The following is a 21,303-nucleotide window of genomic DNA, read 5'->3' on the forward strand; positions in this document are numbered from 1 at the left end:
GTCGTCGAGAATTCGCTCTGGTAGACTGTCCGGGTGCTATTGCTCCCGGCTATCTGCACTCTCGCATCACCTCAGATGCTTCTGCTGGTCGCCTGTTGGGGTGCCCTCTTTTCGCATGTGTTGTTCATCATCTGTTTTGTGATAGATTGGGGGTGCCCACTGGCTCTTGCTGTCGTGGATTCGTCTATGTTTCTCGGTGGTTCATTCTACTCTGTATTCGGGGGGTGCCAGCCCCCCGCGTTGTGTCGCACACACTTGTTTCCAGTTTCTGATGTTTCTATCTGATAGCCCGGCTTCGCTATTTTTTGCCCATTGGTTGGTTCCCATGGCTCTTCCTTCGGCCTGGGTAAACCAACTTGGTACAATCGTAATATTATAGTTGTTTCACTCCGTTATCCTTGCTTGTGAGTACTCATGCCAGCTGATACATCCGACTATGACGACGAGGACTGGGGTGCACAGATGGACATCATTGAGCGGAAGCTCAACCAGGGGAGCCAGCACCGCCGGAGCATCCTTGCTGCGTTCGCCAATGCAGATGAAAGTGAGTTGAACACATCCATTCTTCGCGAGCGTGCTGACGTGCCAACTGGGAGTGCTAATCACCACTTGGTGACGATGGAAGAGTGGGGCCTGATCGAGGATACTGGTGAGCGAGAGTACCCCGCTGGCGGTGGACGTCCAGCACGGATCTGGCGACTCACCGAGTTCGCAGAAGAGTTCATCGAGACGACTGACACGGCACTTAGTCCACCGCCAACTGCCGAGACAGCAGCGCGGGTTGGTGCTGTCGAGAATCGGCTTGAATCGGTCGAGAATCAGCTGGACGACCAGGAGAAAATCAAAAAAGCGCTCGTCTTGCTGGCGTCGAAAAGCGATGCAGTGAGTGACGAGAACGTCGCAGAGATGCGCGACCTGCTCGACGTCAATTAGCGGAGGGCGTCAACAATGTCTCCGCCGTCATCTTCTGACTCGGTTTCCGCGTGGCTGTGATCGTCGTCAGCGACCGTCTGGGTAGCTTCTCCATCGTCGGTAGCAAGCATATCCAGCGGAACATGGTCACCATCAGGCCGGTAGAGGAACAAGTCTGCTGGCGTCTTCGCGTCTTCTTTGACGACGATGAAATCCAGCATGTCCGTGTCATAGTCGGGAATGATCGGCGCTTTTATGGACCGGTCGCCGCCCATCGGGTAGGCAGTAGCATCCTCGAAGATCGCCTCAGCGTTCTCGAAGCGAGCGTGCTCTGTTCCGTTGTCGTCGCGGAGGACATACTCCCCACTGCTCTCCTCATACACCCAGACGTTGTCGCTGCTCCCAGGACGAGTTATGACCTCGCCGTCGATCGCTACGTCACCCGTGAGCGTGTAGAAGCGTTGTTCGCCATCGACGGAATGGTTCTTGTGACAGCCCTTCGGTTCTGTGAGGAGCGTCGTATGAACACGTCTAGCTGTCTGTTCCCGCGAGATGAGCAGGCATCGTTTCCCTTCGTTGACCGCCTGCATGACGTTCCGAACAGTCTGTGAGGGTTGGCTATTGCCAGTCGTGTGTTCGCTTTCAATATAGACCTCGCGAGCACCAGCCAATCGATTCATCACGGGATTCTGCTCTCGGTAGTGTGCGACAGCGTCGGCGATTTCCTCATTGTCTGCGTCGTCTGGGATGTCTAATGCGTCCTCGACGCTGGCGAGCGCGTCTGGCATGTCACCGCCATCCTGTGCGAGGATATCAACGACAAACCCGAGCTGTGTGAGTGGGACGTAGGCATCAGCCATTGGTGCCCAGTGTTCTGCGCCACCGTCATTCTCGCGATCGCCGATGTTCATGAAGCTCCGAGAGCGCACTTTGACTTGCCCCTGCTCGTTCTCCTCACGATAGTCGAGATATGCCTCAGGGATGTCTTTGAGCACATGCCGCCACGCACGTTCGGCGGTCTCAACGCCACCCCTCGCGGGAAGATACCTATTGAGTCGATCGAGACACGCATCAATCGGCACGAACTCACCCGGTTGTCCCTGTCGGATGCTCTCGTCGTAGATGGCTTTCAGTGCCGCATCACGCGATCGCTCGTCGGTAGCCGTATCGAGTGTCTTGGCGCTCGCCTTCTCTGGCGTGACGGTTTCGTTCATCCCGCCAAACTTGAGCTGGCGCATCATCTCGTCGTCCGTGAGCGGCGGGACTGCGAACCGCCCCAGACTTTCAGTGATAATCTCCTCCGCTTCGTCTTCATCGCGGATGTTCGGATACGGCGCGAATGTCTTGAGCTTGAGCGCACCAGAGAACCGGGTACCGCCGTCTAACGGAATTCGTGACCAAATTCGATGGTTTTCGAGCTCGGTGAAGTCCTCAATATCACAGTCACTCAACCGCCGTGTGAGTGGGCGGGCGTCTTCGTCGTCCAGCACACGGAAGAACACACCCGTGTTGCAGTTGTTCTTGACTGGCTTGAGCACTCCTGACTCTTTGAGTTGCGTCGGGTACTGACATGCTAGCGTCACCGAGAGGCGCATCGAGCGGGCGCGTGCCAGCATGTCGTCGACGTCAAGATTCTTGTGGAGGACGCGATCGGCCTCGTCGAGGATCGCAAAGAATGGCGTTTTCTCCGCGCCTTCGATCGAGCGGTTTTGAATCGCATTCCACAGCGGGCGAAGCGTACCGAGCGTCACGAGTTGCTTGATATCATCGTCGGAGACGGCCGTGCGAACGATGACGATCTTCTCATCATCGAGGATGTCCCGAAAGTCGATCGTACTCGCACGACAGCCTGCGATCCGACGGGTGACAGGACTCTCGACCCACGGTTTCAGCCGAGTAATCACGGGTCGCACAGCATCGTCATCCATCTCGGCGATTTCGGAGACGAACTCGCCAACCCACGGATCGTCAATCTCGTCGGCAAAATCTTCTCGCCGTTGGGCGTTCAGGAGGACGAAATACATATCGAGCACACAGTACTGCTCGTCTCGGTCCTCGATTTCGTGATTCGCCTGCATCATCGCCCGTGCCATCGACTCAACAATGGCGTTCATCCGTGGGCCCCAGTAGTCGTCGCCCGACAGAACGGCCTTGAGCACCTGTATGCGGTCTGTGACGTGCTGTTCAAGCTCCATCTCGCTCTCGCAGTCCGGCACTTCGAGGAAGTTGATCCCGATACTTCGATCGTGGTCGTCGTCACCTGGCTCAATCCAGATCACGTCGTCATGCCGATACTCGGGAAGTTTCTGGAGGAGTTCTTTGCTGTCTTCGGCCTTGGGGTCGAAGTAGATGAACCCGTAGCCTGCCCAGGCGAGCTGCACCATCCAGTTCAGCATCTCGGTCGTCTTCCCCGCGCCAGTGGTTCCGACAACCCAGAGATGTTGGAAAAGCTGGTTGAACTCGACAGGGGCTGGATCAAAGCCCTGCTGGGCACTGTCGTTGTAGCCCAACCACAATGGCATGTCCGGGTGATCACGAGCGCGTTCAAGCAATTCGCGGATCTCTGGGCCTGCCACCGGTCCCTGCTCTTCGGTTTCAGTGATGGTTTCGGTCATGCCATCCGCCGCGTACTCTGCACCCGTTTGCGTGAACCCGTACGGTTCGTTTGTGATTGTCGTCGGAACGGAAGCGCTCTCTTCGGCTTCACCCCCCAGTGATTCATCCGTCGAATCGTCTTCCCCACCACCGAAGAGCCGGTTAAGCATCTTTCTCCCCCGTGATGTACCCGCTGTGTTCGTGGGATCCAACTGGTACCTCTTCGCCGCGCTTGGTCTGGCGGCGATCGAGCTGGGCAATCGAGATATCCGCTGGCGGTAGATGCACAATCGGGGCAATCTCTAGCGACGTGAGCAGCATCTTTTCGCCTGACCACTCCCGGCGGGCCATCGCTTCTGCCAATGTATTCGGCGAACGACTCGGCTCGACGATGAACGCCTGCTCGGTTTTTGAGTTGTAGTAGCTCGCGAAGGAGGCACCGACCGCCTCGGCGTGGTGTTTGACCGCTTCCTTGTCGTCACCGACCGAGAGGTGACGAATCATCACATCGAACGCCTTCTCCTTTGCACGCCGATCAAGGACGTTTCCGATCTCCGTTGCATCGGCTGTCTCTTTCTCGCGCTTGGTCTCGGCGAGGTCGTGGATCGTGTAGACGCCGTTCAAATGGTAGTAGAGTTCGGTGAGATTCGTCGTGAGAAGCCGTCCAGTCTGCCAGTTCCACGTTGTTGGGCGAAACATGACTTGGATGACGCTCCGTACTGGCTCTCGACCAGTTGCACCGCCTGCTTTCACCGCATCATCCACGATATCGCCAAGGACGGTCTCGTAGGGATCGTCTTCGCGGAAGCCTTCGAGGTCACGGCGACGAATTGGCCACCATCGGTGCTTACGAAGCGTCCACTCACCACCGGCGACGTAATCCCCCTCATCGATGTGTATGAGGTCGGCCTCTTCCCGCCGAACGTCTGAATCAGGATACTTGTGCCGAAGGCGGGTGAGGAACCAGTGGAAATCGTCGCTACACGGGAGATACCGGAAGCTGATCTGTTCGCCGTCGTAGACGATCTCTGCTGCACGGGGCACGCTTCGCTTGCCACTCAGGTCAGAGTGAGAGGGATGAACGGATTCGAACCACTCGATTGCGGTGTCTATCCCGCCATCGTCTTTGAATGGCCGAACGCGAATGAGCTCATCACTGGCTTGGCTATTAGACTCTGCACCGAATTGTGCAGCACTGTACTCAGCGGACCGACTGAAGCGACTCATCGGCCTGCCCCCGGAATGATTTTCGAGGCTCCGATTAGCACACCGATGATCGCGAGATACGACGCGACGATATCACCGAGCAGTGCGTTGAGTTTCGGTGCCGAGTAGCCCAGGAACGCCGGCACGAGACTGTTCGTGAAGAAGACTGCGAACATCCGCTCAGCGAGGAATGTTGAGAGCGGCTGGATGAGGGGAACACTCGCGAGTGTCTGAAACGCGGTCACTACCATCTCGACAGCCTGGAAGAGGAGGCTCATTCCTGCTCACCTCCGTCAGCCGCCACTACCGAACGGTGTGTCTCTGGCTCACTCTCCGACTCATCACCGGATTGCTGCCCATCATCGAAGCGATCGCCAAGCTGGCGCTCTAAATACTCGTGCCAATTCCCGTGGTCACTCGGTTCGTAATCGACGATCGAGAACTCGACCGGATTCACATCCATGCTCATCTCAACCCGCTGCGGGTAGCACTCTCGCGTTCCGTCTTCGTCCACCGCAAGCAGCATTTCCGAGTACCCACGGTCCTTGTCCCCCGGTAGAGCACTATTGACGAAGGTTGCTTCCTCGGCATTGAGCCCAATTTCACTCCCGAACTCGGGCGTCATATCGTCCAAGTGGTGGAAGCACATCATCGAGGAGTTGTTGAAGATGACCTCTGCCTGCGATTTGAGCGCACTCGTCCCCTCGTCGTCTTTCGCGTAGAACTCGCTGATCGACTGCGTAGAGAACAACAATGAGAGGTCGTAGTGCCGAGAGTGACGGACAACCTGCTCCAGGAACGTCAGGTTGTCCGCGTGCTTGGTGAGATACTGCGCTTCGTCAATGAGAATCATCGTCGGGTCGTCGCTTTCCTTCGCCATTTCGTAAACCGACGTGAGGAGCAACCCGAGCATCAGCCCCGTCTCACCTTTCCCTTCCTTGAGCTGCAGATCAAGGTAGAAACTCCCGCCATCAGCGTTCAAGTCGAAGCCAGTTTCCTTCGTGAAGTGGCGATAGCGTGTGCGGAACGCTTCGATATCTTCTGAGAGAACTCGCTCGGCTGCTTCGCGGGTTCGCAGTGGGACGTCCGTTTCGCTCAAATCAGCGTCAAGAAGGTCGCCCATCTGATGAATGTCGGGGTTGTCACCGACCCCAGCAATGTGCGCGATCTCCTGAATCGCATCACGGAGCGTTGGCGATTCGTTACCGTGCGTGCTCGGGTCCTTGGTGATGCCTTTCTCGTTGTAGGCACGGCGTCCGGCTTTCTCCCAGACGTTCTTTTTCTCGGCTTCCAATTCTCGGCCTTCGAGGTCGTAGAACGTCTCCACGAAACTGATGAAGCGCTCCATCGCCTCGCTGAACGGCGTGGTTCGCCCAACGACCGATAGCTTCTCCTCGGGCGTCTCTTTGATTTCCAGCGGATTGAGCCCCGTCTCACCACCCACGACGATCTGCTCGGCATCGAAGAGCTTCGACGGGCCCGCAAGCCCTTCGAGAGGGTCGATGAGCACAACATTCATCTCGGGATTGCGCTCTTTGAGCTGAGTGAGGATCTTCTTCGACGTGGTGGACTTGCCGCTCCCGATTTTGCCGAACACCATCATATTGTAGCCCATTCCCCGCAGGTACGGATCGACAATCGTGGGTTCGTCCCGATCGTGATGGATGCCAACCTCAATTCCCGATGGCTCGTAGATGTTGTTCGACGTGTAGGGCATCTGTTTCGCCAGTGCACGCCCAAGCATCGGTGTCGCCTTGTTCATCGAATCGTAGACGAGCGGGGCGGCCGAGTGGGTCATCTCTTCCTGCTGGAAGTGTGCTGGCACAACCTCGCACCGAGCAGGTTGCTCTTTGAATCGCTGTTTCATCGTCTTCGCCGCATCCAGCAGCTGCTCTTCAGAGCTGGCACGAAGGCTCACATACGTCGATGTCATGAACAGCCCCGACCCAGATTCGGTCAGTGAATCTTCGATGTCAGAAGCTGCTTGCCACTTGCGATAGGCTGACTCGGCTCCCCAATGGCCTTCTTGCTCTTTCTTCTCGTAGTCGCTCTTGTGTTTGATCTTGTTCTTCTGGGATTGTTGCCGGGCATCGGATTTGGAGACGCCGAGTGCGTGTGTTGAGAGCGTAATATGCACGCCAGGCGTGTTCAATACGTCTCGGAACATACCGATATCAGGGTTCTCTGGCCAATTCTCGACCCACAGCCCAAGGACGTAGGTCTCTTCGTCCAGGACGAGATAGCGCTGATCATCATACCGAACCGACTCGGGAGCGAGAAATGATCGATAGCTTTCGGCGATCGGATCGCTGTCTTTCGTCTGTACATCGACCTCGTAATCTGCGTCTACATCCGCGTTCGCGCCTACAACCGGTGAATCATGGATCAGTGCCCGAATCGTCTCATCGGGAATCGTGGCTGCATTGTCCGCTCGGTAGTAGGAGCGAAGCAACCGCGTGAACTCCACAAGTGAGATGGGCGTCCCGGTGATCCCATCAACACTCCCAAGTGCCTGAACGACGCTTTCAACCCGCTTGTTCAGCCGAGCAGTCAGGTCAGTGCGAAGCTGCTCGAGGTCGTCGCCGTAGTTGTTCATCCGGCGAGCCTTGATCTGATCACCGATCAGCGGGAGGTTGGTCGCACTCCCGAAGAGTCCGGCAGCATCGTCCCACGATTCGGAGAGTTCGACCGGCATGACCTTCACGAGGATGTAGTGCTCGCGAACAAGCACACTCTCGTGGTCGTCGTCGATGATTTCCACTCGTTCATCGAGCAGGCGACGCTGAAGCCGATTCATCCCCGTGAGGTCCTTTTCGTCAGGGCGTTCAGCCGCCATCTCGTGATAATCCTCGCGATAGCTCTGCTTATCCAGCGAGCGAAGCGTACTGTATTGCTCAATCTCGAAATCGACGGTTGTTGAGAGGGCTTCATCCAGCTGCTTGATGCGGTCCTCCCATTGGGATGCCGTTTTCGTACTCATGTTTGCTGGGTCGACGCGGATCGCGGCAACAACCGAGCGGTCTGCCAATTCCACTGCGTTGTGTGCCGGAAGTGGCCGATTCACGGGAACCCACTCTTGGGTGGATTGGCCGCTGGTACTCGTCACGAATCGACGGACGAGGGGGACTGTTTGGAAAAGCTTCTGTGCGGTCGGATGCTCGTTTGGGGGTTGAGCGTTCTGACTCATTGGTTTGAATGTCGGAGTGTTGGTTTGCGGGCGATACTGTGGGTTAGCGGCGCTTCTGACGGGAATGGAGCTTCACGGATTGCCGGGTGAGCCATTTCGTCCGTTGGGCGACGAACTCACCTGCTGTGAGGTACGCCGGTTCGACAGCGAGCACAACCCCTGCACCCGCTAGCGCAGCGAGAGTTAGGAGGATGCCCGCGAGTTGGAGTCGCTTCGGGAGGAATGGCGTGAGGACCAAGATCCCGAGTGCCGGATAGATGGCACGAACGAGTTCGTTCATGTCCCACCGGCCGAAGACATCCCGTCCGCTGGCCATTTGATCGAGAACTTCTGCTCCGGGTGAATCTGACATGGGTAATCTGGTTATGTAGTGGATCACCGCAGCACAGTGCCGTTATCAAACGACACTGTTTGACTGCGAATGGGAGGACAAGTCCCGTCCTCCGTGGTTGAAAGTCGGTTCGTGGTGTCAGTCATCGTCTGGGCTCGCTCTGTTCGATTCTGCTGTGTACTCCCAATCCCGGCTGTTCACACGTCGCTTCCGCATGCCCTCCTTCCCGCCATCGGTCCGAACGGCTCGAAATCCGTCTCGCTTACTCCGGGCCCATTGCTTAGCGGATGCCGTGCGCTCACCAGCGCGTTGACGAATGTTTCGTAACTGGTGCTCACGGGACTGGATCCACGTGGTCGCTGATTCTTTGCGCTCTTTGGCACGCTCGTAGGATTTCTCGATTCCCTCCTTCGAGGGGCGACTCTTGTTCGCTGCCTTGCTCATCTTTCCCGCGTAGCGCCGCGTTGCGATCGATGTCCAGCCGAGGATCGCGACCGACAGAATCGCACCACCGAGGAAACCCATTCCGGCGAGCACGTCCCCAAGCGGACCGAATCCGAAATCGAAGTCAATGATCAGTCCAAGCCGGAGGAGGAAGGCCGCCGGGAAGACGAGGATGAGCAGCGTGATGTAGTGCCACGCTAACCGCGCGAAGAAGCCGCGCATCCACTCAGCCGGTGCCGTGAGTGCCATGATCACCAGGAGCGGCATGCACACCTGATAGAGGATGAGCAGCGCGTGGCGCGTGCCGTACATGAGTGCCAGAGCAGCAACTTCCGAGACGCCCGCACCATGTGTCAAGACGACAGTGAGGATCGCACCGGAGGCCACTTTCACGAGCCCATTCAACGTCGTGACCATTTCTGCCCCACTCGGGGCAAGCGTGGTCGCAAGTGCATTGTTCAGCCGGGCAATTGCCGTCCCGATCTGCCACCAGAGGCCGATGAACATCCCGCCAGCCGTCGTCTTGACTAGCAAATCACTCCCATCAAGATGCTGTCCGATGCCGGGCGTCGTGACCTTGATCGCGGAAAACCAGTGGTTCAACACTAGCAGTATCATCGACGTTGAACCGACGTATGGAACATAGAGCTGCCAGAAGACAGCGTTCCAATTGGGATTCTGATTCTCCACAGGGTAGCCAAGGATGCCGAGGTAGCCATCGTTCGTCGGGTATGGCGTCCCAACGATGAAGCCGGTGAACGCGTTGATGAAGTCCTTGAATGCCTGAGTGAGCTGGTTGGCAAGCCATGTCCCAGCCAGATAATTGATCGCGATCTTTGCGGTCTCTTTCGGACCTGGAATATCCGGCATGAACCCACCGAAGCCACCACTCCCAGACGAGCCACTGCCCGGCGCATGCGAGCCATTGGTTGGCGTCGTTGTCGTCGAATTATTGGCCGCAGATCCGTTGGGCGGAGTGATTTGGAGCATTGGTTGTGACGAGTGCGGAGTGGCGGCGATCGCCGAGGTAATCAGCATCGGAACGAGGAGGCTGATGGCGAGACTGACAACCAACACTCGTCGGGTGTTGGCGTGCATGCTTTCCTCCTTAGACACCGGGTAGACAGCTGGTGTCGACCGGGAAGGCCATCCAGCCCATCATGATGCCGAGCAACGAGAGACCGACAAGGGCGCTAATGAAGCCTTTGTGCCCATCCATCTGCATGCTTTTGAACGTCCCTTGCTTGCCACTCGACATCGAGAGTGCTTGTCCACCTCCACCGATGAGTTGGCTCAGCGCGTACGCACCAACGAGGAACGTCCCGCCAGCGGTGAGGAAGAACGGGAGTGCCTGTCCGATGAACTTGGATTGATTACAGACGTTTACGCTCCCGCTCGATTGGGCAGCAGCACGACCGATAACGAGCCCCGACGTAAGCGCGACACTGTATGCCTTCGGGATAGCTTTTGCAACCGTCTCGTCCTTGATTCCAACTGCTCGACCAGCACGCACGGCCACTGTGTCTACCAACTCTACACCAGTGTCAACCGTCCCTGCAATTATCTGTGAAACGGAATTGCTAGATGCTGTTTCTGACTCACTTCCGTCGCTCTGTTCGTGGTTTCTTGAAGGAACCATATTCCATCCTACTCAATTAGAACTAGAAATAAATAGTTTACGGACAGTAGTGTCTTTTCGTATTTGACTGTCCGTAAACTACAAAAGGACAATGACAGACAACACTTACGTATGATACGCTACGAATTGCAGCCGATGGTTCGACTAAAGGATGTTGACAAGCAAATCCTCGACCTGTTTCACGAAGGCGATCGAACGCAATCATATCTGGTCGACGAAACAGGCTACACCCGCCAGTATATCCATCAGCGATTAGAAGTGCTGGAAGCAGCGGGCTATGTCGAAAACATCCACGCCAAATCCGCACTGTACCACCTCCTTACTGACCCGCGCGAAAACACCGAGGACAATCAAGAGACAAACTCATGAGCGCACTCAAAACCACCATCGTCGATGCGATCAAGCACAGTCGAAGAGTACGCTTCTGGGGCGCGATTCTCGCCGCTGTTATCGTTACCTACGTATTCGGTATCGAGGGATCTGGTGCCATCATTATCATCCTTGGCACCTTCCTCATTGCGAAATGGAGGGCGTGACGATGGGAGCTATCGGAAAAGGTGCATCCGCGATTTTGTTTGCATTTGGAGCTCCGTTCCTCGCGTTTGGTCTCTCCTTCATCGGATTCTGGTACTACCTTTCGATGTACCTTCCGGGTGTGTGGGCAAAGCGAGTAGCCTTCCTTGTCTCTCTCACCTGTGTTTTGCTCGTTCTCCGGAAAATCAGAACTGTATAATGGTCGGGATCAAACCGGCTTCCCATCAACCGTGATATTCTCCATTACGTCACCCGACCCGCGAAAGAGCATATTCTTCGTCGCCTGCCAGCCGGGCGTCTGAACCTGCATATTTCGAACCGTGACGTTGTTTGCTGCATCATCGACAACGAGTGCTTTCGTGGGCGTCTCGTGGATTGCTATCGAGACGTTCTCGATCAACGCTTTCTGCACCCCATGGAGGACAGTGAGACTCCATCCAGTCGGCTTCTTCTGGATAATTTGGGTATTCTTGACCGTACAGGAACCATCATCTAGCCGGATGGGACGCTGCTCGTAGTAGAACTTGTTTCCGAACGACTGGTCGATGATGACCTTGCACCCGATGATCTTCGAGTCCGTCCCACCAATTCGGATGTTCGATGCCTGTGAATTGCCTGCAATGCAGCTTATCACTTCAACGGTGCCGTCTCCTGTACCTGGATGGCCGCCGATCACGTAGATTCCGTTATCAGGCCACCCGCCACAGATGACCCGTTCTAAGCGGAGCTTCCCCTGCGTGCGTGGATGCATCGTAATCCCCGACGTCGCCCACGACCGACCGGCATACGGCCCGCCGTCGTAGGTATCTCGCGTGTTGATTGTTTTTTGGTAGGTGAGCCCACCATGTCGAATGTCGATATTCCGGGCCCGAATGAACGCATTCTCAGTCGCGGGGTTCAGTCGAAATGGTCCCTGACACCCGAGCGAGTGCATCCCGACTTGCCGGATATTCTGAATCACCGATTTCCCGGCCGTATGATGGTTCAGAATCTGCATCCCTTCGTTCTTCCCGCGCCAATCAACTGTGAACCCACCAAACACGAAGCGTCCCTTGTGTGGTGTATCAGGCACCCCGATTTTGAAATGCTGAGCAGGGCCGTGATACTCCCCCTTGGTGACATCGAATCCCTCGATCGCGTCCACACGTCCGTGCGTGAGGACTGCGTTCTGTCCGATGATCCCGAGATTGCGAAGTCCAACGTGACGATGGCTCGTATTGAGCTTGTACCGACCGGGTGGGAAGTAGACGAGTGTATCGTTGTCGATTACCTGCTCGAGGACATCATCGATCGCTTGCTTCCCCGTGTTGTCTGCGCCTTTCTTCGCGATGTTGACTTGGTGCTTGAACTGGTCGGCGTACTGTGTCGGATCGAGTCCCGACGGTGTGTTCTCTGTTGAATTCGTACTATTGGTGCTGTTCGATCCATCATCAACCGCACCAATTCCACTGCCATACACACACCCGGACAGTGACGCAAGTCCGAGACTAGCGGTTGTCGCGAGAAACGCCCGTCGACTATGCGATCCGTGGTCATCTGTATCAGCGGTTGGTGGTGTCATAGGAGGAATCACTGGCGTTTCGGTGCAGGCGTTGTTTCTAGAATACGTTATTACATCTATCTAGATAAGATTTGTGCACTTTAATTCAAATATACAATTTGAATTTGGATAAGGTATAGCACGAGACGTTAGCAGACTATACCAACAAAAAGAAATCGATCAGGACGGGGGAGACATGAAAATACAATAAACTAAAGAGATACCGCTTACAGCGACAGAAATCAGACTCTCACGGCAACTGGAAAACTGCAAAGTAATCACGAGATTTTCAATGGCGCGGTCACCCGAGCAATTCCTGCATCCACCCGTGCGAGTACAGATTGTGCTGGTAAATCAACCCCGGTGGGATAGTAGCGAACCATTCCTTCGTCTGCCGATGGATAGAACTTCGTTCCTGGTGGTTCCGACAACCAGTGCAGCACCTGATACAGATCTCCACCCGCCATTCCCGTGTGGAACAACAGCACGAGAGCACCGATCGCCATCAGTACCCAGGTACCCGAGAGTGCGAGGCCAACAGCGAGGGGCGTAATGACAAGAAATGGGGCTGCTGTAATCAGAATCAGTGCACAGCGGGAGAGAACCGTATTCTCATAGATGGTTGCTGGACCGACGAGAGTGAGTGTGAACGAGACATCCGCTCCATAAGCAGCAGCAACAAGCCCATGCAACCCTTCATGGATGACGATCATGCCAAGCACAATACCACCAGTGAGTGCGAGGTACCCGAGTGGTGAGAGATTGGGGACGGCGGGGTACGACTCTCGGAGGAGAGGGATGGCAAAGATGGCAAACCAGCCGAGTGCAACCAGCGGGAAACAGCTCACGGATGCACGCCCAGAGAACTCGAAGTTCGAGCTCTCGACAAGTGAGTGTGGTTCATAGCCATTTGTACTGAGTATCGGCGCGGGGTCCGGGGGAGTAGGAGACTCACCCCATGTCTTTAGATCTGTGAAGGGAGTGGTTCGCCATGCGGCAACTGCCTGGGTCAGCGAATCGAGAATCAGCGTGAGGCTGCTGATGAGAAACACAAAGAACGTGATACCGACCGTCCATTGCTCGAAGCTGGTAATCGTTGCTGGAGTCGGATTATCAATGATAAACACGGCAGCCCACAGAATGAGGAGGACAACGCCGAAGCGGAGGCGGTGGTAGTGGTTCCATGTTTGTGTGATCCCGCGCCAGGCGATTTGGGGTGTTTTCTTCCAGTTCATCACAGTTCGAATACTGAGTAGATGTGTATAAATCCGTTTGGGGGAACAGAAGGACGTCAGTCGTTACAGATGAAATGGATGACAGCAACCTACTCTCCCCCACTTGTATGAGCGAGGGTTTGCAGGTTGGAACTCACTGATGGCGTAGAGGGAACGCATTCACGTTGATCAGTCCCACAGGGAAGTACTGAGCGGCTTCATGAGCTAGACTGACTAACGTGAGTGCAGACCGACACTGTGGCGTACGTGCCACAGCTGTCCATTAATTTTCCCCCAGATATATTTTATCATTAAACAGGTGGCTGGGGATAAGAGAATGGGACATTGCCCGAATCATGAACGAGAGGTACCAGACACGAGGTCCCACATGTGCTAGTCGCTGAATGTAAAAACAGACGACAAAGACGAGAGAAATTGAGCGGGTAATATCCTCCCCGCGCTACTAAGCAGTAGCAGAAGAACTCAGACAGTGGTTCTCTATACTTGTTAGTGCTGTCAGAAATATCGTGCGATGATACAACGCGCGTATTGGTTAACGTGAGGAGCAAGTAGGTTAGTCATCATCAGCGGTGTACGCGCCGCCGCGTCGCTTGATTCTCGCGACGACTAGTCGCTGTTCGCCTTGTCGGAAGGTCACAGAGAGGCGGAATTCGCCGATGCGTATCTTCTTGTACGGGCTGTTCTGCAATGGTTCGCCGTAGTCTGGCGGATCTCGCCACGGAGAAGTAACGATCTCATCGAGTTTGTCGAGGATACGGTCTTGTTCGGTGGGTGAGAGTGCGTCGAGGTCGCCTTGTGCCGTCGAGGAGAGCTCCCATGTCCACTCCTCATCACTCATCGTCCGTCCCGAACTGCTCGCGGGCCGCATCTGCGCTCAGTGTCTTCCCCTCGCGGATGTCTTCCTCGGCTTCGAGGAGTGCGATGAGTTCGTCGCGGTCGAACGTTGGAAATTCGACGCCATCTCGGAGCGTGTAGCGGATGAACTCGCTTCGACTGTTGAAGCCACGGCCCTGCCATGTGTCGTCAATCTCGTTGAGGAACGATTCAGTGACTTTGAAATTCACGGTGACGATATCGTCCTCACCGTTCCCTCCCGTAGTTGCTTTGGACATACGCTAGTAATACGTGCGTCTTACCAATAGTTGTTTCGTCGAAGTCCCCACTCTTGGCTCGCTGCTGACTACATCCTCTGAATCGGTCATCGCAAATTCAACCGGTCGAGAAACAGCCACAGTGGCACGTATGAAGACTTTTGTGAATCGGTATCAGATCCGCTTACACTGCTACGCGATATCCATGACAAGGAAGGAATTTCGAAGTTAGTATACTAACCAACGAGCAACAAATTGCGAGCCCGCACTCTCGATCATTGGAATGACGAACAGCAACCTACTCTCCCCTGCTCTTGCGAGCAAGGGTTTTCAGGCAGACGTTTGTAGCCTGTTCCACGCCTCCGCGTCATCGGGGACCAACTCATCTCCGCTACCCCTGTGAGCGTTACATGGGTAGGAGGGGAGCGTTTCGAGTCTGGCGAGGGCGTAGTGGCCCGCAAAGTGCCGCTTCTTCCGGTTGTCCCAGTCATCGGCGCGGGCAAGCTCCGTACGACCGTGGCTCTCGACGGAGAAACGCCGTCGATCTGGTCAATGTCAGACCAGTGGTCGGGAGAGCAAGCCGGTGGCCGTCTTGCTTGCCACAGTAACGTACCAGTTGTGAGTTGTTATAGGTCTTTTTCTCATTCCCATCGTATTGAAAACAGACGGTAAATCACCACCTACATCGTAGAGCGTAAGATCACGAGTCGTTCTTTGCATCTTTTGTGCCACGAACGGTTTCCTCGACGGTCTCGATACCAGCGTCATGAAGTACATCCCCGACGATGACCGTATCAGCGACACTCGCCATCTCGTAGGCCGAATCGTAGTCGTGAATTCCACCACCATAGAAAAGCTGTGCTGACGAGAGTGCATCTCGTGTGGCAGCGACAACAGCTGGATCACCAAGCATGCCAGAATACTCGAGATAGACGATTTCTTGGCCGAGGACCTGTTCTGCGAGTTCAGCATAGGCAACGACGTCATCAATATCGAGATCACAGTCCGCTTGGGTGAGCGTCGCAACTGATGACGCCGGACTCAGGACGATATAGGCTTCTGGCTGGACGTAGTCCCACTCAAGATCGGATGAGCGAATCCATTCGTGGTGTGCTCCTGTGATCCACAAGGGGTCATCAGCATTCAGGACGATCGGTAGCAAATAGCCCGAAAGTGCCTCCGGATGAGACGGTGACGGGCGGTAGGTCGGTTCGACAAAGATGGGAATCTCGGTAGAAGCGAGTGCATCGAGAATCGGTTGCACGCGTGCTTCCGTGACGTTCGTGGTACCACCGATGATGATTGCGTCCGTTCCTGTGTTAGCGATGCCAGCGTAGGTATCCCCGTCGTGGAGTGCTTTATCCGGGTCGACCTTCGTGACGTGCTCCCACTGCGCCCACACAGCCACCATAGCTCACCGTAATGCGATGACACGCAAACCACTTTCTTTCCGCAAAAATTGATCCACTTTTGTGCACTATCTTAGTTCTCTGAGATATTCGTGTCTCACTCCCCGTTGTCGAAATGGAAGTCGTGTGTATCAGTTCGTTCAGGATTCTCCCCTGTTAGAAGTATTAGTCTCTATGAGTATCAATTGGATTCCACAAAGCACTGTGAGGCAATTCTGACTCACCCCGAAGATTTTCTCGGGGATCAAAGCAACCAATACGCTTCTCTTCCCACAAATAGTGAGTGTTGAGTACCAACTCTTCTACTCAGCTAGCACCATTTTGCTGTCGTAGTAATAGTAGATTTTAAGTATTGATGATTAGTCACTCCAGTATGACTAATTCAAAATCCGACCAGGACAATAGTGCTGACACAGACGAGAACGAATTCGGTCTTGATTTTGCGTCCTATAATCTCCCGACCGATCTCACTGCCTTTCAGGCACACCTCTTGTGTCTCATCTACCGCTTAGGGCCCGCTGAGGGTGTCGATCTGCAGGAAGCTCTGGAAGACATCTATCCTGAGCCGATCAATCACGGCCGATTGTATCCCGGCCTTGATCGACTCGTCGAGAAAGGACTGATCTCGAAACAAACGAAAGCGAGCGATAAGCGACGGAATGCGTATGCGACTGTCGGTCGTGGTGACTGGGCAGTCGAAGAGTATCACCAATTCATGCACGATATTGTGACGCCAGAGTAGCCATCAAAAATAGGACTCGATTCGGGTCTGGTCTCTTACGGGAAGGCTCCTGCGAACGGAGACAGTGCGAAAATGACTGTCCTCATCGCGAGCACGTCAAGTAACACGAAGACAGTGTTTGCGAGTTGAGATCCGTTCGTCTCACTTCCTCCTGTTGCACTAAGCGGGTGTGGAGATTATTAACAGTGTTAAGGCACCATCACCAATGGAGCACAGAGAAGTCCCACTCCACACTAATAGTGAACCGGCCTTGTGTGGTGCGGCTGTTTTATGATCTAGACAGTTTCCGAGAACGAAGGACAGCTCCCCTTATACCGATTTCTCTCACTATGTCGATTCGTAGTAAGAAGCGTGAAGGCGGTGAATCGCAAGTAAAACGAAGCTGTTAACGACGGTATCAACTTGGGAGGCCAAAGGTGGACTACACATTTCTACTGGTACGGGCTACGAATTTGGATCGTCCGCATTCGAATCACCTCCTGTTTCATCGCTCTCGATTTGTTCTGAATGTAATAGTGCTTCTAATCGTGGGTGTTCAGTATACGAAACGAGCTGGAGTGAGGAATTGTACTCGATCACACCATAATCCGCTAATTTTGGGAGGTGAATATGGTGGAGATGAATTAAGAGACGCTCCCGAGATAGTGTAGAATCAGTACTTCCATCGGACATGAGTTCTTCAAGCAGTGCTTCGAGGGGAATGGGACGATTAGCATTCTCGATCAGATAGCTCAAAATCTGCCGACGTTGTGCATCTGCGATGAGGTCTAAGTGTTCATCAAGAGAACAGCGTTGATCATCATCGTCATCCGACGGGCTCATTCTATGGAGGTAGCAGAGCCAGTTGGAAAAGGGATTGGTCTGTTCAAACAGGGTAGTTTAAAAGAATAGTAGTGGAAATCATACTTCTGACGTGCGGAAGAGGACATATTCGACAATCGCTTCAACGCCATGTCGAATGCGATCAGAGAGTGACTGCTGACTAATATCCAGCTCTGTTGCTAATTCTGAGAGTGTCACCTGCCGCGGTGTCCTGAAATAGCCACGTTGGAAGGCAAGCACGAGTGCTTCTTGTTGTTTGTCAGTGACGATATTTGCTAATTGGGACGCGCCAGCATCTTGTAGTGCCTGCATTTTCCCAAGTATATACTCGATATTATTGTCGCGGCTTACATTGTGAAAGCGCGTCAGATGATCATGCGAAGGGAACAATAATTCGAACTCCCAATCCTCGTCACCGGACCCATGTGCGCTCCGAATGATCCCTTCTGCGACGGTGAGACTTTCCAGAAACGCACCAGATGGGATATCCCAGTTGAGAAGATACAAACGTCGGTCATCGATCTCGTCAATGGCAACGAGCTGCTGAACACGTGGATCCGCTCGTACCCGGTCTTCAAAGCTATCGAAGTCCCCATTCCAGGCCCAAAAAATAGGGACGACGTCGGCGCCAACTGGGACAACTCGCTCGAACTCGAGATGAACCGCTGTTCCTGCAGTCAGCACCGTTCCTAATGGAAAGTCCTCGGGCGGGAGTGACAGCTCAACAATAACTGCCATCTGTCTCTGACCCATCTATGTATACAATCTTAGTAGCTTGGGTAGATGCGTCTAAAATGGTAGCTGGCAGACGTAGTCGGTTGTGGAGGAAGTTATTTTCGCTAGGAGACGAAGAATCAGTGTTCGATAACTAACAACTGAATACTACTTGTTTCGCTTGGATTGAGCGAGTTTAACTTCACTGTTCTGTCATCAGTGACTGTCATTTCATAACCGTAGTACTGGAACATCACTGTTCCGTGGCGTCCGTTGGTTTCGTATGTTGGTGAAAACAGTTTGTCTCTGAGTGTCGGGCCACGAATCTGTGCCAGCAGATTCGCTGGTGTGACGACATCTATTGCCCGCCCTGCCGTACCGATCACGAATTCAGCACGGCAGCGACCGGGTGTTTTAGCAGTATCTGGGGAAGAATTGCGACCGCACGTTCAACAGACGCCATAAGAGCGAAAGAGAAATAGCAGTTGACGAGCTCCGCCGTGGTCGTCGTAGCTGAATTATGACTACCGACGGAGGAACCACGATGAACACTGCATTACTGGCTGCCTAGACGGATCCGCCCCCTCATAGAAATTCCACGATGGGGAGGTTACCTGATGCCCGGTCGCACGAAAATGCCGTATTGCACGCCGATTGACTTCATGCGACGAATGCTCGCGGGTGCTTATTCGCCACTGACAGTCAACGCAGGTGAGGAGCCGTTCAGTTGTCATACGCTCAGGTCCGAACTAGAAATGATTAATCAGCATGGTTGCTTTCCCAAGGGGTTCATTTCGACCCCCGTTTTGCTGGGTTTATCGGCACCCTGGCCGAGAACAATAGAATTTTCAACAAGACTGCCCTTGTCGAAGTCGTTCGGAAATCGCTTGGTGTAAAACCCTGATCTCAGCAGCGAGATCCTCAGTTGTTGTCCGGCGTGGAATCTCATACCATCCCTGCTCATACGCGGCTATCAGTGGCGTTTGTTGCTCATTTGGAAATCCGAAATGACGTTCTGAAACAGACGAACAAGTACGCAGTCACCTGCTGCCAATTGAAAGACGACCACTGCCACACACTCGTCAATGTCTGGCTGAAATAACTGATCAGACACACCAGCAATTCAGGCCAGCACCCCTGGTCAATACCGGATAATTTCGGTTATTTCTCTAGGAATAGATTGCCACCCATATACATATCACGTTACGCGGAGTTCAAAGCGGAGTCGTGCCATATCTTCGTCGACAGAGGGTGGGTCGTCCTCGAGCATGCAAAACCACTGGTTGCCCACTCGCATAAACGAGGGACATTTTCACGGAGACGTGACGTGTAATGACCCAGGTAAAAGAGAGGGAGAAATTGATCGATAGAGAGCTACTCCGCGTGTATTGTTCACCCACAGATATGGTGCACTATTCTGTTTCACACTCGCTCACTGGTCGCTGATCTATATGCCGAGCCACTCGTCGTTCCCGACATGGTACCCGTTTGCCCGGCAAAATTTCGCCGCTTGCCGACGGACTGCCCTGGATCCCGGAAGTTTTTCTTTGGCACGGACTTGCTCGACGATCCAGTCGCTGAGCGCCTGAATCCCTTCGTCGTTGTCATCGGCGTCGATCGCTTTGAGTTCCTGGAACGTCTTCTCGTAGGCTTCACGTTGTGACCCCCGGAAATCGGTGTTCGGAAGCATCTGGCTAGCTCCCACGACCCGTTTCATGGCAGCGGCGACTGCCGGCCGCTGGACCCGTACTCGGACGGCAGCAGGAGAATCGAACGCCTCCTCGTCCGTATCCGGAATCAGTTCCTCAATGGCATAGATCCCGTCGACTGATTTGACCTCGCGGTCGCCGACTGCATCGACGACCTCGGTTCCTGTCGCCGGAAACTCTAGCGATTCGAGTTCCGGCTCAAGGTCGGTGAGTGCTCCCGCTTCGACCGGTGGCTCCGGTTCGTCCCCACGCTCCAATTCCTCGGCGATACTGCGCTCTCGCTGGCGTCTTTCGGCGTCGTCCGCTTGTTTGTCTCGTCCCGATTTGTTATCTGCCATCTCGCACTTTTGGTGCTCTAGGCGGATAGTCCTGTGGTCAAGGATGGGTGTCCCGAATGCAACGGAGAGGCTTCGACGGGTTCAGCGACTGCGTCACTGATTAGCCGGGAGGGTCCACGGTTGACGAACCACGAGAATGCGCGGCTAGCCCTGCATCCGGCGGACGAACTCGTTGAGTTTTGCTTCGATGAGGGTTGCGACACGCTCACTGTATTGCCAGAGTGCGGCGTTGAGCAGTTCTTCGGTTTCGTCGTCGAGTTCGTCTGCTCCACGAAGGACAGAGTCTGTGGTGATCTGTGGGTGATAGACGCAGACGACGCCGAGCGAGGTATCCGAACTTGAGGTTCCCGCCGTGTGGATTCCGTACTGGTCGGTTCCCCAGACACCATCGCCGCCCTGTCGTTCCAGTTCAGAATCGAGGGCATCGAGGAGTTGGAGTTCGTCCGCTGTGAGGATCGGCTCGTCACCGTCGAACAGTTCAGCATATGCCGCCGTCCGGGCACTATTCGTCCATTGTTCCAAGTGGGATCGCGCTCGTAGTACGAGCTGTCGCTCGTCTGGAAACTCAGCCATGCGCCTAGTAGGATGGCAAGGCCAATCAACGTTCGTACAATGCGTCTTGCTCAGCTTCGACAAATGGTGGCACGCACATGCACCGATTAATGACGACGGGTCGCGGTACCGTGACTCTCGGAACCCTTATACATCGCCCGGTTGTACAATTGTTTGTAATGGCAAACGGTAAGGTTGATTTCTTCAACGATACAGGCGGCTACGGTTTCATCGCGACTGAGGATGCTGACGACGACGTGTTCTTCCACATGGAGGACGTTGGCGGTGAGGATCTGACGGAAG

24 protein-coding genes are annotated in these 21,303 nt (G+C 54.5%); 6 read left to right on the forward strand and 18 right to left on the reverse strand.

Annotation, left to right across the window (positions count from 1 at the left end; all coding sequences use genetic code 11):
* Positions 1-414: 414 nt before the first annotated feature.
* Entirely contained in the window at positions 415-933 is a 519-nt protein-coding gene (locus LJF34_RS26495) for a helix-turn-helix domain-containing protein (RefSeq protein ID WP_231189293.1), read from the forward strand.
* Here LJF34_RS26495 and LJF34_RS26500 read toward each other — a convergent pair.
* The 7 genes from LJF34_RS26500 to LJF34_RS26530 form a co-directional block, all read right to left on the reverse strand.
* Complete coding sequence (locus tag LJF34_RS26500; protein WP_231189294.1) at positions 930-3,677, reverse strand: TraM recognition domain-containing protein; 2,748 nt, start codon at positions 3,675-3,677, stop codon at positions 930-932. The two genes, LJF34_RS26495 and LJF34_RS26500, sit on opposite strands and share 4 nt — an antisense overlap.
* Positions 3,670-4,551 carry a hypothetical protein gene (locus LJF34_RS26505; RefSeq protein ID WP_231189295.1) on the reverse strand — a complete coding sequence of 294 codons (882 nt, stop codon included), beginning with the start codon at positions 4,549-4,551 and terminating at the stop codon, positions 3,670-3,672. Before LJF34_RS26505 ends, LJF34_RS26500 begins: the two co-directional genes overlap by 8 nt.
* 179 nt (positions 4,552-4,730) lie before the next feature.
* Complete coding sequence (locus LJF34_RS26510; RefSeq protein WP_231189296.1) at positions 4,731-4,991, reverse strand: hypothetical protein; 261 nt, start codon at positions 4,989-4,991, stop codon at positions 4,731-4,733.
* Positions 4,988-7,693, reverse strand: a complete 2,706-nt coding sequence (locus tag LJF34_RS26515) for a hypothetical protein (protein WP_231189297.1) — start codon at positions 7,691-7,693, stop codon at positions 4,988-4,990. Before LJF34_RS26515 ends, LJF34_RS26510 begins: the two co-directional genes overlap by 4 nt.
* Positions 7,694-7,943: 250 nt before the next feature.
* The gene (locus LJF34_RS26520) at positions 7,944-8,252 is read right to left on the reverse strand and encodes a hypothetical protein (RefSeq protein WP_231189298.1); all 309 of its coding nucleotides are present in this window, start codon (positions 8,250-8,252) and stop codon (positions 7,944-7,946) included.
* A gap of 117 nt (positions 8,253-8,369) precedes the next feature.
* Positions 8,370-9,773, reverse strand: coding sequence for a hypothetical protein (locus LJF34_RS26525; RefSeq protein WP_231189299.1), 1,404 nt, complete (start codon positions 9,771-9,773; stop codon positions 8,370-8,372).
* Between the two features lie 10 nt (positions 9,774-9,783).
* Positions 9,784-10,206, reverse strand: coding sequence for a hypothetical protein (locus LJF34_RS26530; RefSeq protein ID WP_231189300.1), 423 nt, complete (start codon positions 10,204-10,206; stop codon positions 9,784-9,786).
* Between the two features lie 219 nt (positions 10,207-10,425).
* Between LJF34_RS26530 and LJF34_RS26535 the strand changes: the two genes are divergently transcribed.
* Genes LJF34_RS26535 through LJF34_RS26545 form a run of 3 tightly spaced genes read left to right on the forward strand, consistent with a single transcriptional unit; the run spans position 10,426 to position 11,047 of the window.
* Positions 10,426-10,683 carry a winged helix-turn-helix domain-containing protein gene (locus tag LJF34_RS26535; protein WP_231189302.1) on the forward strand — a complete coding sequence of 86 codons (258 nt, stop codon included), beginning with the start codon at positions 10,426-10,428 and terminating at the stop codon, positions 10,681-10,683.
* On the forward strand, positions 10,680-10,850 hold the full coding sequence (locus tag LJF34_RS26540; protein ID WP_231189303.1) for a hypothetical protein: 171 nt from the start codon (positions 10,680-10,682) through the stop codon (positions 10,848-10,850). The genes LJF34_RS26535 and LJF34_RS26540 overlap by 4 nt, the downstream gene beginning before the upstream one ends.
* Positions 10,838-11,047: a hypothetical protein gene (locus tag LJF34_RS26545; protein ID WP_231189306.1), complete on the forward strand. Its 210-nt coding sequence runs from the start codon at positions 10,838-10,840 to the stop codon at positions 11,045-11,047. Before LJF34_RS26540 ends, LJF34_RS26545 begins: the two co-directional genes overlap by 13 nt.
* A 9-nt stretch (positions 11,048-11,056) precedes the next feature.
* Here the strand turns inward: LJF34_RS26545 and LJF34_RS26550 are convergent, their stop codons facing one another.
* The 5 genes from LJF34_RS26550 to LJF34_RS26570 form a co-directional block, all read right to left on the reverse strand.
* On the reverse strand, positions 11,057-11,992 hold the full coding sequence (locus LJF34_RS26550; protein ID WP_231189308.1) for a hypothetical protein: 936 nt from the start codon (positions 11,990-11,992) through the stop codon (positions 11,057-11,059).
* A 674-nt stretch (positions 11,993-12,666) separates the two neighbouring features.
* Positions 12,667-13,623: a DUF3267 domain-containing protein gene (locus LJF34_RS26555; RefSeq protein ID WP_231189310.1), complete on the reverse strand. Its 957-nt coding sequence runs from the start codon at positions 13,621-13,623 to the stop codon at positions 12,667-12,669.
* Positions 13,624-14,176: 553 nt separating this feature from the next.
* Complete coding sequence (locus LJF34_RS26560; protein ID WP_231189312.1) at positions 14,177-14,461, reverse strand: type II toxin-antitoxin system RelE/ParE family toxin; 285 nt, start codon at positions 14,459-14,461, stop codon at positions 14,177-14,179.
* Complete coding sequence (locus LJF34_RS26565; RefSeq protein WP_231189314.1) at positions 14,454-14,735, reverse strand: ribbon-helix-helix domain-containing protein; 282 nt, start codon at positions 14,733-14,735, stop codon at positions 14,454-14,456. Before LJF34_RS26565 ends, LJF34_RS26560 begins: the two co-directional genes overlap by 8 nt.
* A 679-nt stretch (positions 14,736-15,414) precedes the next feature.
* Positions 15,415-16,125 (reverse strand): phosphoglycerol geranylgeranyltransferase, encoded by a 711-nt coding sequence (locus LJF34_RS26570; protein ID WP_231189315.1) that lies wholly within the window; start codon positions 16,123-16,125, stop codon positions 15,415-15,417.
* 371 nt (positions 16,126-16,496) lie between these two features.
* Between LJF34_RS26570 and LJF34_RS26575 the strand changes: the two genes are divergently transcribed.
* The gene (locus LJF34_RS26575; protein WP_231189316.1) at positions 16,497-16,865 is read left to right on the forward strand and encodes a helix-turn-helix transcriptional regulator; all 369 of its coding nucleotides are present in this window, start codon (positions 16,497-16,499) and stop codon (positions 16,863-16,865) included.
* 444 nt (positions 16,866-17,309) lie between these two features.
* On the opposite strand, the gene LJF34_RS26580 is transcribed toward LJF34_RS26575, so the two are convergent.
* The 6 genes from LJF34_RS26580 to LJF34_RS26605 all read right to left on the reverse strand — a co-directional run bounded on the left by LJF34_RS26580 (position 17,310) and on the right by LJF34_RS26605 (position 21,021).
* The gene (locus LJF34_RS26580) at positions 17,310-17,687 is read right to left on the reverse strand and encodes a hypothetical protein (RefSeq protein WP_231189317.1); all 378 of its coding nucleotides are present in this window, start codon (positions 17,685-17,687) and stop codon (positions 17,310-17,312) included.
* 78 nt (positions 17,688-17,765) lie between these two features.
* Positions 17,766-18,440 carry a helix-turn-helix domain-containing protein gene (locus tag LJF34_RS26585; protein ID WP_231189318.1) on the reverse strand — a complete coding sequence of 225 codons (675 nt, stop codon included), beginning with the start codon at positions 18,438-18,440 and terminating at the stop codon, positions 17,766-17,768.
* Positions 18,441-18,541: 101 nt separating this feature from the next.
* Complete coding sequence (locus LJF34_RS26590; RefSeq protein WP_231189319.1) at positions 18,542-18,787, reverse strand: hypothetical protein; 246 nt, start codon at positions 18,785-18,787, stop codon at positions 18,542-18,544.
* A gap of 462 nt (positions 18,788-19,249) precedes the next feature.
* Entirely contained in the window at positions 19,250-19,441 is a 192-nt protein-coding gene (locus LJF34_RS26595) for a helix-turn-helix domain-containing protein (protein WP_342765912.1), read from the reverse strand.
* 407 nt (positions 19,442-19,848) lie between these two features.
* Entirely contained in the window at positions 19,849-20,448 is a 600-nt protein-coding gene (locus tag LJF34_RS26600) for a hypothetical protein (protein ID WP_231189320.1), read from the reverse strand.
* Between the two features lie 144 nt (positions 20,449-20,592).
* Positions 20,593-21,021, reverse strand: coding sequence for a hypothetical protein (locus LJF34_RS26605; RefSeq protein ID WP_231189325.1), 429 nt, complete (start codon positions 21,019-21,021; stop codon positions 20,593-20,595).
* A gap of 158 nt (positions 21,022-21,179) precedes the next feature.
* Between LJF34_RS26605 and LJF34_RS26610 the strand changes: the two genes are divergently transcribed.
* A partial coding sequence (locus LJF34_RS26610; RefSeq protein WP_231188554.1) for a cold shock domain-containing protein occupies positions 21,180-21,303 on the forward strand: 124 nt, incomplete at its 3' end.

Source organism: Haladaptatus sp. DYF46, assembly GCF_021083305.1.
In the GTDB taxonomy this organism is placed as follows: Archaea; Halobacteriota; Halobacteria; order Halobacteriales; family Haladaptataceae; genus Haladaptatus.

What these genes read in the sequence shown, in the direction of transcription:
- LJF34_RS26555 (WP_231189310.1), bottom strand. Translation starts at nt 13,623, where the DNA reads ATGAACTGGAAGAAAACACCCCAAATCGCCTGGCGCGGGATCACACAA.
- LJF34_RS26580 (WP_231189317.1), bottom strand. Translation starts at nt 17,687, where the DNA reads ATGAGCCCGTCGGATGACGATGATGATCAACGCTGTTCTCTTGATGAA.
- LJF34_RS26570 (WP_231189315.1), bottom strand. Translation starts at nt 16,125, where the DNA reads ATGGTGGCTGTGTGGGCGCAGTGGGAGCACGTCACGAAGGTCGACCCG.
- LJF34_RS26520 (WP_231189298.1), bottom strand. Translation starts at nt 8,252, where the DNA reads ATGTCAGATTCACCCGGAGCAGAAGTTCTCGATCAAATGGCCAGCGGA.
- LJF34_RS26510 (WP_231189296.1), bottom strand. Translation starts at nt 4,991, where the DNA reads ATGAGCCTCCTCTTCCAGGCTGTCGAGATGGTAGTGACCGCGTTTCAG.
- LJF34_RS26535 (WP_231189302.1), top strand. Translation starts at nt 10,426, where the DNA reads ATGATACGCTACGAATTGCAGCCGATGGTTCGACTAAAGGATGTTGAC.
- LJF34_RS26560 (WP_231189312.1), bottom strand. Translation starts at nt 14,461, where the DNA reads ATGAGTGATGAGGAGTGGACATGGGAGCTCTCCTCGACGGCACAAGGC.
- LJF34_RS26565 (WP_231189314.1), bottom strand. Translation starts at nt 14,735, where the DNA reads ATGTCCAAAGCAACTACGGGAGGGAACGGTGAGGACGATATCGTCACC.
- LJF34_RS26495 (WP_231189293.1), top strand. Translation starts at nt 415, where the DNA reads ATGCCAGCTGATACATCCGACTATGACGACGAGGACTGGGGTGCACAG.
- LJF34_RS26540 (WP_231189303.1), top strand. Translation starts at nt 10,680, where the DNA reads ATGAGCGCACTCAAAACCACCATCGTCGATGCGATCAAGCACAGTCGA.
- LJF34_RS26585 (WP_231189318.1), bottom strand. Translation starts at nt 18,440, where the DNA reads ATGGGTCAGAGACAGATGGCAGTTATTGTTGAGCTGTCACTCCCGCCC.
- LJF34_RS26525 (WP_231189299.1), bottom strand. Translation starts at nt 9,773, where the DNA reads ATGCACGCCAACACCCGACGAGTGTTGGTTGTCAGTCTCGCCATCAGC.
- LJF34_RS26500 (WP_231189294.1), bottom strand. Translation starts at nt 3,677, where the DNA reads ATGCTTAACCGGCTCTTCGGTGGTGGGGAAGACGATTCGACGGATGAA.
- LJF34_RS26515 (WP_231189297.1), bottom strand. Translation starts at nt 7,693, where the DNA reads ATGAGTACGAAAACGGCATCCCAATGGGAGGACCGCATCAAGCAGCTG.
- LJF34_RS26575 (WP_231189316.1), top strand. Translation starts at nt 16,497, where the DNA reads ATGACTAATTCAAAATCCGACCAGGACAATAGTGCTGACACAGACGAG.
- LJF34_RS26600 (WP_231189320.1), bottom strand. Translation starts at nt 20,448, where the DNA reads ATGGCAGATAACAAATCGGGACGAGACAAACAAGCGGACGACGCCGAA.
- LJF34_RS26545 (WP_231189306.1), top strand. Translation starts at nt 10,838, where the DNA reads ATGGAGGGCGTGACGATGGGAGCTATCGGAAAAGGTGCATCCGCGATT.
- LJF34_RS26605 (WP_231189325.1), bottom strand. Translation starts at nt 21,021, where the DNA reads ATGGCTGAGTTTCCAGACGAGCGACAGCTCGTACTACGAGCGCGATCC.